The organism is Providencia alcalifaciens (genome assembly GCF_020271745.1).
Classification (GTDB): domain Bacteria; phylum Pseudomonadota; class Gammaproteobacteria; order Enterobacterales; family Enterobacteriaceae; genus Providencia; species Providencia alcalifaciens_B.
Genome location: NZ_CP084296.1, coordinates 103265 through 117104 on the forward strand (window position 1 = coordinate 103265; position 13840 = coordinate 117104).

Here is a 13840-nt window from a genome sequence, read left to right on the forward strand (position 1 = left end):
TATGATTATTTCTGTTCAAGTATTTGGAGTAATTCGTCAGGTTTTAAAAAGCCAGGGAGTACTTGTCCGCTTGGTAAAATAATGGCAGGCGTTCCCGTAACTTTAAATAATTGGCCTAATTTCAAATGATTGCCTAAATCGATTTTACAATCATCAATCATGGCAACTTCGTCACCTTTGAACGCTTTAGTCAACGCATCTTTTGGTAACGCATTACACCAGATTGATGCCATCTGTTTTGCCGTGTCGCTCTTCATTCCTTGACGCGGGAAGGCTAAGTAGCGCACAGTCACCCCTTTACTGTTTAGCTCACCCACTGTTTCATGTAATTTCTTACAGTAACCACAGCTAATATCAGTAAAGACAGTCACCGCATATTTTTCATTGGGTGCTTTGAAGATGATCATCTCGTTTTTCAACGCTTCTATCTTCTTCAACAAAGGCTGGTTACTGATGTTCACTGGAACTTTGCCACTGAGATCATAAATTGGGCCTTGTAACAGATACTTACCGTCATCCGTCACATAAATTACACCGTTATCCGTTTCCACCGTATTTAATCCAACAATTGGGGAAGGCTTAATGGATTCCACTTGCATGTTATAATGTGCCAGTTTTCCGATAATCAGTTTTTCTTCTGTTGCACCATAAACCGATGCCGTTAATGAAGCTATGCAGGCGGCTAAAACAAGTAATTTGCGTTTCATATTTATCCTTTCACCCATCACCCTCTCGGATGATGCTGCTCATGTAAAGCACGTAGCCGCTCAGTAGCGACATGTGTGTAAATTTGGGTTGTGGATAGATCGCTGTGACCTAACAACATTTGTACAACGCGTAAGTCCGCGCCGTGATTCAATAAATGGGTTGCAAATGCGTGCCTTAATACGTGAGGAGATAACGCATCCCCATCAATATTAGCAAGAACGGCATAATATTTTATTCGGTGCCAAAATGTCTGGCGGGTCATCTTCGTACCACGTTTGCTTGGAAATAAAACATCGCTGGTTTTCCCATTCAGTAAATCTGGGCGCCCCTGCGCTATGTATTTTTCCAGCCAGTAAATCGCCTCTTCTCCCAGAGGGATTAAACGCTCTTTATCACCTTTACCAACGACTCGAACGACGCCTTGACGCAAGCTGATATCCGAAAATGTTAGCCCTGTCAGCTCAGAGACTCGTAACCCACAAGCATACAGGACTTCCAACATGGCTTTATCTCGTAACTCGAGCGAATCTTCAGTTGCAGGTGCATTCAACAAATCTTCAACTTGTTGTTCACTGAGATCTTTGGGTAAGCGCTGCGGAATTTTTGGTGCTGCGATTACCGCAGAAGGATCATCCGCCCTTATCTTTTCGCGGTAAAAATATTGAAATAACCGACGAATCGAACTTAATAAACGCGCAGAACTTGCGGCTTTGTATCCGCCATCAATACGTTCCGCGAGAAAAGATTGCAAATCAATCGACTGAACATTTTCCAAATGCAATTGCTGCGCATCCAGCCATCTATCTAACGATTGCAGATCATTACGATAAGATGCCAAGGTGTTTTCAGCAAGATCTTGCTCCAACCAAATTGTATCAAGAAACTGTTCAATTAACGGATTTAGTTGTTTACTTTCCACGCCAGATCCTATGCCTCTTTATTATTACTGTACAATCTATTATGCCTGATTGTAGCACCATCTGTTACAATACGTCCCTCGTGATAAAAACCAGCGCTGGATATAGTAATAATATATATGAAAATAGGTCTTTTTTACGGTTCAAGCACCTGCTACACCGAAATGGTTGCAGAAAAAATACGTGACATTCTTGGTGATGATTTCATTACCCTCCATAACGTCAACGATACACCACCAGAATTAATGGAACAGTACGACGTTCTTATTTTGGGGATCCCTACGTGGGATTTCGGTGAAATTCAGGAAGATTGGCTAGAAATTTGGGAAGCGCTTCCCAAACTTAACCTTGCGGATAAAATGGTCGCAATGTATGGCATGGGTGACCAAGTTGACTATAGCGAATGGTTTTTAGATGCACTCGGTATGCTCTATCACCAGCTAAAACCGACTGGCGCACAGTTTATTGGTTTTTGGCCGACTGAAGGTTATGAGTTTGAAAGCCCGAAACCGCTCACTGAAGATGGTAAGATGTTTGTGGGTCTTGCATTAGATGATGTGAACCAGTTTGAGCAAACCGATGAGCGAGTCGCACAATGGTGCGAGCAGATCCTACAAGAAATTGAAGCTGCTCTTTAAGCGCCAAATACAACTAACTGCAATATTAAATATCAGGATATTGCAGTAGTAATTGATTGAGATTACGCCAATTCTCTTCGGAAATAGAATCCTTTGCAATCCACAAGCGAATCTTCTGAGGTTTACCTTGCAACGCATTGAGCGTTAATAAAATACCGAAGCGGCTACACCATGGCGCTTTGATAATTTCCCACTCATTCTTTTTCCATTGAAGCTTGTTGCCATTCACCAATACAGCCACACCTTTGACTTTACTGATATTTTTTTGGCTTTTCGCCCAACTTGCTACCAACACAACTAATAAGGGTAGCCAAATCATTGAATTACCTGGCGCCCATGGTGCAACAAGCAAAATAATGCCCGTTACCCCATGAAGACAGGTGGAAAAAAGCTGAGTTTTCCATGAAATGGAAAGATTAGATTTCCACAGGACCACGATTTTTATTTCTTTCTTGAATGAGTTTAATCATAGAGAACAGTTCTTCATCCTCCGGACGCCCGTGATTCATCAGCCAATTGAACAAATCTGGGTCTGGACATTCGAGCAGGCGCACAAAAACACGCTTGTCGTGGTCTGTTAGTTCGTCATATTCATATTCAAAAAATGGCATGATAGAAATATCAAGCTCACGCATGCCTCTTCTGCACGCCCAATGAATTCGCGCCTTGTTATTAATATCGATTTGACTTTGCCCGCTAGGCATTCCATTATCCATTTCACTACGACCTTTTGTTGCAGTTGACTGATAAGATTGATTATTTTAAATACTCTATCAGATAATCTGTCAATAAAACATGTCACACTCTACATAGTTCACATTTTAGGTTGTAAAATACCGTTTTTCTACAAACTATTTACCCTCTTATGCTGAATAATAGGTTAATGGCACTTTAGTTCGGTTTGAAGCTTGCAATGTGACCTAGCTATTTTACCATTAAGCACCATTATCAAATAAAGAACAACAGGTGAAATCATGACTTCCCATGTAGACAACGCACAACAGTTTCCCCACGATTCTCAGTCTTTACCCCTTGTTTTGATTTCACTGGAAAACTGGGAACTTATTCATCTCCACGGCGCCGATGCAGAAAAATATCTGCAAGGGCAAATCACCGCCGATATCAGCACACTTGAGCACGCACACACACTCACCGCCCATTGCGATCCAAAGGGAAAAATGTGGAGTGACCTACGTTTATTCCATCACTTAGCGGGTTTTTCTTATATTGAAAGACGCAGTGTTGCTGATGCTCAACTCGCAGAATTAAAAAAATATGCCGTTTTCTCTAAAGTCACTTTTGAAAAGAAATCAGAACTGAAATTACTGGGTGTGGCAGGTCAAGGTGCTAGAGAGGCGCTGGCTTCGCTGTTCACTACGCTACCGGATAGCCAAAACCAAGTCATCACAGAAGGCAACAGTACTCTTCTACATTTTGACCTTCCCGCAGAGCGATTTTTAATTATTACAGACGAAGCAACTGCGCAAAACATCACAGAAACCTTAAATGCGACACAGGTTTCTGACCAGCAATGGCTAGCATTAGAAATTGCCGCGGGCTTTGCCGTTATCGACCAAGAAAACAGTGCCCAACATCTGCCACAAGCTGCAAATTTACAAGCCATTCCTCACGGAATTAGCTTTAAAAAAGGCTGCTATACCGGCCAAGAAATGGTCGCTCGCGCCAAGTTCCGCGGCGCCAATAAACGCGCTATGTACTGGCTAACAGGCACAGGCTCCTCACTTCCCGCTATTGGTGATGGTGTTGAGTGGCAACTGGGTGAAAACTGGCGCCGTACCGGAACAGTACTTGCCGCTGTACGTTTAGGGAATGGAGAACTTAGCATCCAAATCATCATGAACAACGATATGGAAGCCGATAGTGTATTTCGCGTTATGGGTGACGAACAAAGTCGCCTGACTATTGCACCACTGCCTTATTCATTAGAAGAAGATAAATAATTGGGGTTTTTATGTCATCTGCAATAAGTAATAAGCCACTCGACGTTTTGAATTTTGGGGCTTTTACTGAAGTCGTCCAATTTTTGATGGAGCTCGATAAACTGAAAAGTGTTTATCGCAAGAATAAATTATTAAACCGCGAAAGACACGAAAATACCGCCGAACATAGCTGGCAGTTTGCTGTTGCTGCGATGGCTTTTGCCCCTTATGTGCCGGGGGTTAACCTCGAGCGTGCCATTAAACTTGCGCTCGTTCATGATATCGTCGAAATCGATGCAGGTGACGTTTTGGTGTTTGATAATGCCGCTCGTGAAGCCATTCATGATGACGAAGTCAAAGCGGCTAACCGCCTGTTTAACTTACTGCCAAGTCCGCAAAATGCTGAATTCTTAGCATTATGGAATGAGTATGATGCCGTCGAGACATTGGAATCGAAGTATGCCAATGCCATTGATAGAGCCATGCCGATGTTATTGAACTTGCATAATCAGGGTCAAAGCTGGGTTGAAAACCATATTCGTCATGAGCAGGTCGTCAGTAAATGTGACTATATTCAGGAGATCCTCCCTGAATTTTGGTTGCAGCTTAAACAGCAATTAGAGCAAGCCCACCAAAAAGGCTGGCTGCTGTAGTTAAAAAAATAAAACAAAAAACGCCAGATAAAATATCTGGCGTTTTCATATTAAGAAACTCGAAAATTAATTACATATACTCATCGATAGGCACGCAAGAGCAATGTAAATGACGGTCGCCATAAACATCATCAAGGCGTTTCACCGCAGGCCAATATTTATTCACTCGTGTTGCATGAGATGGGAATACCGCCAATTCACGGCTATAGCTATGTGCCCACTCTTCTGCCAACTCGGTTTGAACGTGTGGCGCATTGACTAACGGGTTATCTTCCAGCGTCCATTTACCTTGGACCACGTGGTCAATCTCATCACGAATAGCCAGCATTGCATCGATAAAGCGATCGATTTCCACAATACTTTCTGACTCAGTAGGTTCGATCATCAACGTCCCCGCCACAGGGAATGACATCGTTGGTGCATGGAAACCATAGTCAATCAGGCGCTTAGCAATATCCAGCTCACTGATTCCCGTATCTTTCTTGATTGGACGCAGATCCACGATACATTCGTGAGCCACATAACCTTCTTGTCCGGTATAGAGGATCTCATAACGCCCCGCTAAACGCTTCGCAATATAGTTAGCATTCAAGATTGCCACTTGGCTGGCTTTTCTCAACCCATGGGAGCCCATCATGCGGATATACATCCAGCTAATTGGCAGAATAGAAGCGCTACCAAATGGCGCAGCAGAAACCGCACCTTGTTCGGTCAGCATTTCTTGGGTGACGACAGAGTGCCCTGGTACAAACGGTGCTAAATGTTTTTTCACACCGATAGGTCCCATACCCGGCCCGCCACCGCCATGTGGAATACAGAAGGTTTTATGTAAGTTCAAGTGAGAAACATCCGCGCCGATAAAGCCCGGTGTTGTCAGCCCCACTTGTGCGTTCATATTTGCGCCATCTAAGTAAACTTGCCCGCCATATTGGTGGATAATTTCACACACTTCACGAATGCTCTCTTCATAAACGCCATGAGTTGACGGATAAGTCACCATCACGCAAGAGAGTGCAGCACTGTGCTCCTGCGCTTTTTCTCGCAAGTCAACAAGGTCAATGTTACCTTCATCATCACAACGTACTACCACGACTTCCATACCCGCCATGTGAGCAGATGCTGGGTTAGTTCCGTGAGCTGAGGCTGGTATCAAACAGATATTACGTGCGCCTTCATTGCGGCTTTCATGGTAACGACGGATAGCTAACAGCCCCGCATATTCCCCTTGAGCCCCTGAGTTAGGCTGCATACAGACGGCATCATATCCCGTCAATTGAACTAACCAGTGGGAAAGCTGCTCAATCATTTGGTGATAACCTTGTGCCTGCTCTGGTGGGCAGAACGGGTGTAATTCACCAAATTCAGGCCACGTAATTGGCAGCATTTCAGCAGCAGCATTCAGTTTCATGGTGCAAGAACCTAATGGGATCATTGCTTGGTTCAGCGCTAAATCTTTACGTTCTAAGCTGTGCATGTAGCGCATCATTTCCGTTTCGCTATGATAACGATGGAAATTTGGATGGGATAAAATCACATCATCACGCAACATGGCGGCTGGAATTGCACTTTCACTTTCTGAAACTTGCTTATCTAATTTTTCGAAATCCAGTTTTTGGTCAATGCCTGTGATCACAAAGAACAGTTCGTTCAGGTCTTGGCGCGTGGTGATTTCACTGAACGTAACGCCCACTGCACCGTGAATATCTGTGCGTAAGTTGATTTGCGCTTTTTCGGCACGTGCTAAGACAGCCGCTTTGTCTGCCACTTCGATAGCCAGAGTATCGAACCAAGTTTTATGGCGTAGAGCGATACCTGATTCCGTAAGCGCTTTCGCAAAAATCGAGCTAAAGCGATGAATGCGCTGAGCAATCATTTTCAAGCCTTCCGGCCCATGATACACCGCATACATCGCGGCAATATTAGCCAGTAAAACTTGGGAGGTACAAATGTTGGAGTTCGCTTTTTCACGGCGGATATGCTGTTCACGGGTTTGCATCGCCATACGTAGCGCAGTATGACCGGCAGCATCACGAGAGACCCCGATAATGCGTCCCGGCATCGCACGTTTGAACTCGTCTTTACACGCAAAGAATGCAGCATGAGGACCACCGTAACCCATTGGTACCCCAAAACGCTGCGCTGAGCCGAAAACAATATCCGCCCCTTGTTTTGCAGGTGCCGTCAATAGCACTAATGCCATCATATCGGCAGCCACACAACTGACAATATTCTTCGCTTTTAGTTTGGCAAATAGCTCACTGTAATCATGAATATTCCCTGTCGTGCCGACTTGTTGCAGTAATGCACCAAACACACCTTCGTGTTCCAGCACTTTTTCCGCACTGTCGACAATCACTTCAAAGCCAAATGTACCCGCACGAGTCCGCACAACATCAAGAGTTTGAGGATGAACATCATCCGCAACGAAAAAGCGTTCTGCATTTTTCAATTTGCTGATACGTTTTGCCATCGCCATCGCTTCCGCAGCGGCTGTCGCCTCATCCAATAACGATGCCGAGGCTAAATCTAAGCCTGTTAAATCAATCGTTAATTGTTGGAAATTCAGCAGTGACTCAAGACGACCTTGGGAAACTTCGGGCTGGTAAGGGGTATAAGCCGTATACCAGCCTGGGTTTTCGAGCAAATTACGTAAGATAACAGGAGGAAGGATCACAGGGGCATAGCCCATACCGATGTAACTTTTATAACGTTTATTTAGGGAAGCAATCCCTTTTAATTCGGCGAGCGCTTCTTGCTCGGTTGCACCGCCGCCAACTCTTGGTGGCTCAGGCAGTAAAATGGCTTTCGGGACAATTTTGTCCATTAAATTATCGAGGGAAGTCGCGCCAACAGTACCTAACATGGTTTTTATTTGTTGTTCTGATGACCCTATATGGCGCGAGATAAATTCTGAACGGTTTTCTAGTTGACTCAGTGACATCGACATATCTGTGTTCCCATCCTTTTTGCTATGCGTAGCGTAGGTTATAAGACTCTAGCGATGATAAAACCTATTGATAAACTGCGAGATAAGTAGACTAGTTCAAACTAACCTTGGTTAAAAAATATTCACTTTTTTGATATTTCGCACTGTAGCAAGCGATTACGCTACAGCGCGAAACATGATGCAGTGGATTACTCTTCCGCAGCAATCATGCTCAGATAACCTTGAGCATCGATAAGATCAGCTAACTGAGAGTCATCGCTCATCTTAATACGGAAAATCCAGCCTTCTTGATATGGCGATTCGTTCACTAGCTCTGGAGAGTCGCTGAGTGCATCGTTAACCGCGATAATTTCACCACTAATCGGTGCGTAAATATCGGATGCTGCTTTTACTGACTCAACGACGGCACAGTCGTCCCCTGCGCTCACGACATCACCCACGTCCGGTAAATCAACAAACACCATGTCGCCTAAAGTTTCTTGCGCATGTTCAGTGATACCCACCGTGAATTCACCATTACCTTCATCACGCAGCCATTCGTGTTCGCGGGTATATCTTAATTCTTTAGGTGCATTGCTCATTTCTAGCCTCTCTTTTGATTCTGAAAATATGTTCTTGAGAAAAAGTTTGAAAATCAATTTGTATTAGAAAATATCTAATTACACTAATGCCTTACCTTCACGGACAAACCCTGGTTTCACCACTTCAACCGGCATTTCCCGCTGACGGATTTCAACGATGGCGTGATTTTTAATGTCACTCGGCACACGCGCTAGCGCGATACTGAAACCCAACGTTGGAGAGAATGAGCCACTGGTGATCACTCCCTCCTGCAATTTACCTGATTCATCCGTAAAGCGCACAACCTGTTCGGCACGTAGAATGCCTTTTTCGCGCATCACGATGCCCACCAGCTTATCGGTACCTTTAGCCCGCTGTTTTTCCAGTGCTTCACGACCGATAAAGTTTCTGTCTTGCGGCTCCCAAGCTATTGTCCATCCCATATTGGCAGCTAATGGAGAGATAGACTCATCCATATCTTGCCCATAGAGATTCATGCCCGCTTCGAGGCGCAGAGTATCGCGAGCCCCCAAACCAGCAGGGTGAACACCCGCCTTCAGCAATTTATGCCAGAAATCAACTATCTGCTGTTTCGGCATCGCAATTTCATACCCTTTTTCACCCGTGTAACCCGTGGTCGCAATAAAGAGATCCCCAGTTTGGACACCATAAAAAGGCTTCATATCTTTGATGGCAGCGCGCTGTTCATCGGTCAGCAAAGTGTGAACTTTCTCTTGAGATTTCGGACCTTGAACGGCAACTAACGCTAAATCATCACGTACAGTAATCGCGACTGCATAATCTTTTGCGTGCTGCTCAATCCATGCAATGTCTTTATCTCGCGTCGCAGAGTTCACTACAAGGCGGTAGAAATCATCTTTCAGGTAGTAAACAATCAGGTCATCAATCACACCACCTGATGCATTCAGCATACCGGTATACAGTGCGCGACCTTTGATGGTGAGCTTAGCGATATCATTGGCGAGAAGATAACGGAGAAAATCACGGCAACCTTCGCCGTGTAAGTCAACAATCGTCATGTGGGAAACATCAAACATTCCTGCATCGGTTCGGACAATATTATGTTCGTTGATTTGCGAACCATAGTGCAGTGGCATCATCCAGCCATGAAAATCCACCATTTTTGCACCGCAGGCTATATGCTCATCATATAGAGTCGTTTGCTTTACCATGAATACCCTCTTTACATTACTGTGTCTGATGGGGTGATTGCGTAATGAACGGCATAAATTTTTTTCTGTAAACCCCGTTTCATCAAAACGCAAATCATCGGATTTGATTCAAAACTGCTAACATTCAAAATTGGATGCTATAAATAAAAATAGGGTGACGTACTCTCTGTATTACTGATTGCGCCATCACATTACCAGTGGTTTTTGTTAAATAATTGAGAACGATCACTCAATCCCTTCATATTTGGTTTATTACTGTGCAAAATATCATCCAAAATGAGTCTTAATCCCAAAATACGGATAAATTCAGAAAAACGCATTAATTAGAAAAACTAATCCGAAATCATGGGTAAATTAGTTTTTCTCAGCTATTGGTAGGAAAGGCGGGCTGCTAACAAGGTGGAATGAGAAATAAAAAACCTGAGTATTTAAAATTAAACACTCAGGTTATTTGGAAGAGAAAATTCAGGCGGAATTAAGCGTTATTAGTCGGTAGTTGCTTTAACCATTTAGGCATATCCGACAAACCCATAGCGTGGTTCAATAATTGCGGTTTAACCCCCGGCAAACTGTCCGCTAAAACAAGGCCAATATCCCGTAGCAACTTCTTCGCAGGGTTGTTGCCATCAAACAATTCACGGAAACCTTGCATTCCCGCTAACATCACCGCAGCACTGTGCTTGCGGCTACGTTCATAGTCACGCAAATAGAAGTATTGACCAAAATCTTTGCCTTCTCGGTGCAGCCTTCTGATTTCACCTATCAGCATGGCGACGTCCATAAAACCAAGATTTACACCTTGACCTGCCAAAGGATGAATGGTGTGAGCTGCATCCCCAAGTAGCGCTAAACGCTGCGCCGCAAACTGACGCGCATAACGTCCGGTTAATGGGATAGTTAAACGGTCGCTTTCTAATTGGCAAAAACCTAAATTAACATCAAATGCGACGGTCAATTCTTTCTCAAATTCTAACTTATCTAAATCTTGACGACGCGCAGCGGCTAAGTTTGGCTGAGACCAAACAATCGAACATAAGTGCGGGTCACTTAACGGTAAGAATGCGAGGATGCCTTCACCATTAAAGGCTTGGCGAGCAATGCCTTCATGGGGACGTTCAGTTCGAATGGTAGCCACCAGTGCAGTATGTTCATAATCCCAGAAAGTGAGTGGAATATCTGCATGGCTACGCAACCATGAATTTGCGCCGTCAGCCCCGACTATCAAGCGAGCCGTGAGCATATTTTCATCATCTAACGTGATGAAAACGTCATTTTCCCCCCACACCACTTTTTTGATGGTTGCAGGTGCCAGTAAAGTCACATCACGCAATTGGCTGGCTTTTTGCCATAAGGCATCGCGCACTACATTGTTTTCAACGATATGACCTAAATGCGAGAGATTTTGGTCTTGAGCCGAAAAAGCAATACGACCAAAACTGTGGTTATCCCACACTTCCATCCCGTTATAGGCAGCTGCACGCATCCCTTTGATTGCTGACCACACTTCTAAATGAGTCAATAATTTTTCACTGGCGGCATTGATTGCCGACACGCGTAGCGCATAAGGATCGTTAGCAGAGAATGGGGTTTTAGGTGGATGGTTTTCAATGACCGCTACACGCAAACCACTGCCTTCGAGTCCACATGCCAGTGCGAGCCCAACCATACCACCACCGGCGATAACCACATCAAACGATTGCATATTTTTATTCCTCTTAGTTTTGTGGTTATTTATGTGCGACCCAACCAAGGGTTTGGCGGGCTAAAACATCACGAACAGGCGGCAACATTTCCATCGCCATCAGACCCAAATTGCGTCCCACAACTAATGGGAAGCAACGGTTAGCAAATAAACGCACCAAACCATCGGTCATGGTAACGGTTTTTTCTCGGTCGGCTAATCGGGTTTGTTGGTACTGACTGAGCAATGAATAACTGCCAATATCTTGCTGGTTATTATGAGCATCGACGACTAACTCAGCTAATTGCATGACATCGCGGATCCCAAGGTTGAAGCCTTGTCCTGCAATTGGGTGTAATGTCTGCGCCGCATTTCCCACCAGCGCAACACGGTGAGTAACGGGACTCACCGCTTTCCTTAACACTAATGGGTAACAATTACGTTTACCCGCTTGGGTAATTTCCCCTAAGCGCCAGCCAAATGCTTGCTGTAATTTGCGAATAAAAGTTTCATCATCCCACGCATTAATATCGTCAGCATGTTCTTGGTGATGACACCAAACTAACGAGCTACGCCCTTCAGACATAGGCAATAATGCCAAAGGCCCAAATTCAGTAAAGCGTTCGAAGGCACGCCCTGCGGGGTCAATCGATGTTTTCACATTGGCAATAATCGCCACTTGTCCATAATCATCTTGCTGCCATTGCATGTTGCAAGCTTGGCCAATCGCAGAACGGCTACCATCCGCCGCCACTAATAGACTGCCCGTGATTTGCTCACCACTGTCTAATGTCACCGTGACATTATCCACGGTACGCTCAACATGCTCCACTTTAGCAGGGCAATAAAGTGTAACGCCGGGCGCTTTACGTAACAGTGAAAATAAACGAGCGCCCGCTTCATGCAATTCAATCACATTGCCCAATTCGGTGATTTGGTGATCTTCCGCATGAATATTAACGAACCCTGCGTGCCCTCTATCGGACACATGAACGTGATTAATGGGGGTGACGCAATCAGCAAATGCAGACCAAACACCTATCGATGATAAGTACTGGCAAGTGCCGTGAGCTAACGCAATCGCTCGTGCATCAAAGCCCGGATGCTGGTTATCTGGTTTAGATGCTTCGATAAGTGATACCGAAACACGTCCTTGACTGAGTGATGAAATTGCCAGTGCCAATGTCGCGCCAGCCATTCCTCCCCCAACAATAATCACATTCATAGGTTGTTAATTACCTTCTATTATTACTTTTTACTGCTTAACCTAAGCGTTTTTTAGCTGCCGCCATTAACGCTTCAATTTCATCAGGATCTTTGACGACCATCGCCGTTAAGTTTTCATTCCCATCTTCAGTGATAAGAATATCGTCTTCAATACGTACGCCAATACCACGGTATTGAGGCGGTACATCAGCGTCTGGCGCAATATATAATCCCGGTTCAATGGTCAGCACCATGCCCGGCTCTAAAATGCGGTCTCTTTCTACACCGTAAAAACCGACATCATGAACATCTAAGCCCAGCCAATGGCTTAAACCATGCATAAAAAATGGATGATACGCTTTGTTTTCGATCAATTGTTCGACGTCACCCTGCAAAATGCCTAATTTCACTAAGCCTTCAGTTTTAATACGAACAATTTGACGAGTCACCTCGTGAATACTGGTGCCAGGGCGATACAGCTCTAATGCGGTGTTGATAGATTGAAGAACAATATCGTAGATTTCACGCTGCTCTTTGGAAAATTTTCCATTCACAGGGAAAGTTCGGGTGATATCCCCTGCGTAACCTTCTAACTCTGCACCCGCATCAATCAGGACTAAGTCCCCGTCTTTCATCGCACATTCATTTTCTGTGTAGTGCAAAATGCAGGCGTTTTCGCCACTACCGACGATGGTGTTATAGGATGGAAAACGCGCACCATGGCGAGTAAATTCATACTCAATCTCACCACAAAGCTGGTATTCATACATATTAGGGCGGCAAGTTTCCATCGCACGAATATGGGCTAATGCCGAAATTTCACCTGCTTTGCGCATGACGGCCATTTCTGCATCCGACTTAAACAAGCGCATTTCGTGCACCATTGGACGCCAGTCAATGACAGTGCGAGGGGCTTTTAAGTTGCGACGGCTTCCTCGGCGTAGGACATCCAGCGCACCGAAAACCAGTTTATCCGCGTAATCAAATTCACCTTGGGCGTGATACACCACATCGAGGCCATTGAGTAATTGATAGAGCTGATCGACGATCTCATCAAATGGCAGCGCTTTATCAACACCGAGTTTTTCCGGTGCCGCATCTTGCCCTAAGCGACGCCCAAACCAAATTTCTGCGGTAAGATCGCGAATACGGTTGAACAGCACGGTGTGGCTATGTTTCTCGTCACTTTTAATTAAAACTAAAACCGCTTCTGGCTCACTAAATCCAGTCAGATACAAAAAGTCACTGTGCTGGCGATACGGATATTCGCAATCCGCATTACGTTGTGCTTCAGGTGCAGAGAAAATAATCGCAGCACTTGCTGGCGCCATTTGAGCCAATAATGCATTACGACGAGAAATAAATTCCTGCTTATTCATACCGTTATTGCCTTATT

Annotated in this window: 13 protein-coding genes; 3 read left to right on the forward strand and 10 right to left on the reverse strand. The window is 44.7% G+C overall.

Translation table 11 applies throughout. The features are described from left to right. Positions 1–5: 5 nt before the first annotated feature. Both dsbC and xerD read right to left on the reverse strand, forming a co-directional pair. Positions 6–707, reverse strand: coding sequence for a bifunctional protein-disulfide isomerase/oxidoreductase DsbC (dsbC, locus tag LDO51_RS00445; protein WP_225575945.1), 702 nt, complete (start codon positions 705–707; stop codon positions 6–8). 17 nt (positions 708–724) lie between these two features. Further along, positions 725–1627: a site-specific tyrosine recombinase XerD gene (gene xerD / locus LDO51_RS00450; RefSeq protein WP_225575946.1), complete on the reverse strand. Its 903-nt coding sequence runs from the start codon at positions 1625–1627 to the stop codon at positions 725–727. Between the two features lie 117 nt (positions 1628–1744). Here xerD and fldB point away from each other — a divergent pair, with 117 nt between their 5' ends. Beyond that, positions 1745–2263: a flavodoxin FldB gene (gene fldB / locus LDO51_RS00455; RefSeq protein WP_154602566.1), complete on the forward strand. Its 519-nt coding sequence runs from the start codon at positions 1745–1747 to the stop codon at positions 2261–2263. 25 nt (positions 2264–2288) lie between these two features. On the opposite strand, the gene LDO51_RS00460 is transcribed toward fldB, so the two are convergent. Both LDO51_RS00460 and sdhE read right to left on the reverse strand, forming a co-directional pair. Continuing rightward, the gene (locus LDO51_RS00460; RefSeq protein WP_225575947.1) at positions 2289–2699 is read right to left on the reverse strand and encodes a protein YgfX; all 411 of its coding nucleotides are present in this window, start codon (positions 2697–2699) and stop codon (positions 2289–2291) included. Continuing rightward, positions 2680–2946, reverse strand: coding sequence for an FAD assembly factor SdhE (gene sdhE / locus LDO51_RS00465; RefSeq protein WP_036951240.1), 267 nt, complete (start codon positions 2944–2946; stop codon positions 2680–2682). The genes LDO51_RS00460 and sdhE overlap by 20 nt, the downstream gene beginning before the upstream one ends. A 291-nt stretch (positions 2947–3237) precedes the next feature. Between sdhE and ygfZ the strand changes: the two genes are divergently transcribed. Together ygfZ and LDO51_RS00475 are read left to right on the forward strand one after the other, a co-directional pair. Further along, positions 3238–4224 carry a tRNA-modifying protein YgfZ gene (gene ygfZ / locus LDO51_RS00470; protein WP_225575948.1) on the forward strand — a complete coding sequence of 329 codons (987 nt, stop codon included), beginning with the start codon at positions 3238–3240 and terminating at the stop codon, positions 4222–4224. Positions 4225–4235: 11 nt separating this feature from the next. After that, positions 4236–4856 (forward strand): HD domain-containing protein, encoded by a 621-nt coding sequence (locus LDO51_RS00475; RefSeq protein WP_036951137.1) that lies wholly within the window; start codon positions 4236–4238, stop codon positions 4854–4856. Between the two features lie 70 nt (positions 4857–4926). Here LDO51_RS00475 and gcvP read toward each other — a convergent pair whose 3' ends face one another. From gcvP to pepP, 6 genes are all read right to left on the reverse strand, one after another. After that, positions 4927–7803, reverse strand: a complete 2877-nt coding sequence (gene gcvP / locus LDO51_RS00480; RefSeq protein ID WP_225575949.1) for an aminomethyl-transferring glycine dehydrogenase — start codon at positions 7801–7803, stop codon at positions 4927–4929. Between the two features lie 188 nt (positions 7804–7991). Beyond that, positions 7992–8384, reverse strand: coding sequence for a glycine cleavage system protein GcvH (gene gcvH, locus LDO51_RS00485; protein ID WP_154602560.1), 393 nt, complete (start codon positions 8382–8384; stop codon positions 7992–7994). A gap of 78 nt (positions 8385–8462) precedes the next feature. Continuing rightward, entirely contained in the window at positions 8463–9557 is a 1095-nt protein-coding gene (gcvT, locus tag LDO51_RS00490) for a glycine cleavage system aminomethyltransferase GcvT (RefSeq protein ID WP_225575950.1), read from the reverse strand. Between the two features lie 475 nt (positions 9558–10032). After that, entirely contained in the window at positions 10033–11259 is a 1227-nt protein-coding gene (gene ubiI, locus LDO51_RS00495; RefSeq protein ID WP_225575951.1) for an FAD-dependent 2-octaprenylphenol hydroxylase, read from the reverse strand. 25 nt (positions 11260–11284) lie between these two features. Next, a complete protein-coding gene (gene ubiH / locus LDO51_RS00500; protein WP_225575952.1) occupies positions 11285–12463 on the reverse strand; it encodes a 2-octaprenyl-6-methoxyphenyl hydroxylase in 1179 nt (392 codons plus the stop codon). 37 nt (positions 12464–12500) lie between these two features. Next, positions 12501–13823, reverse strand: a complete 1323-nt coding sequence (gene pepP, locus LDO51_RS00505) for a Xaa-Pro aminopeptidase (protein WP_225575953.1) — start codon at positions 13821–13823, stop codon at positions 12501–12503. Between the last annotated feature and the right edge of the window lie 17 nt (positions 13824–13840).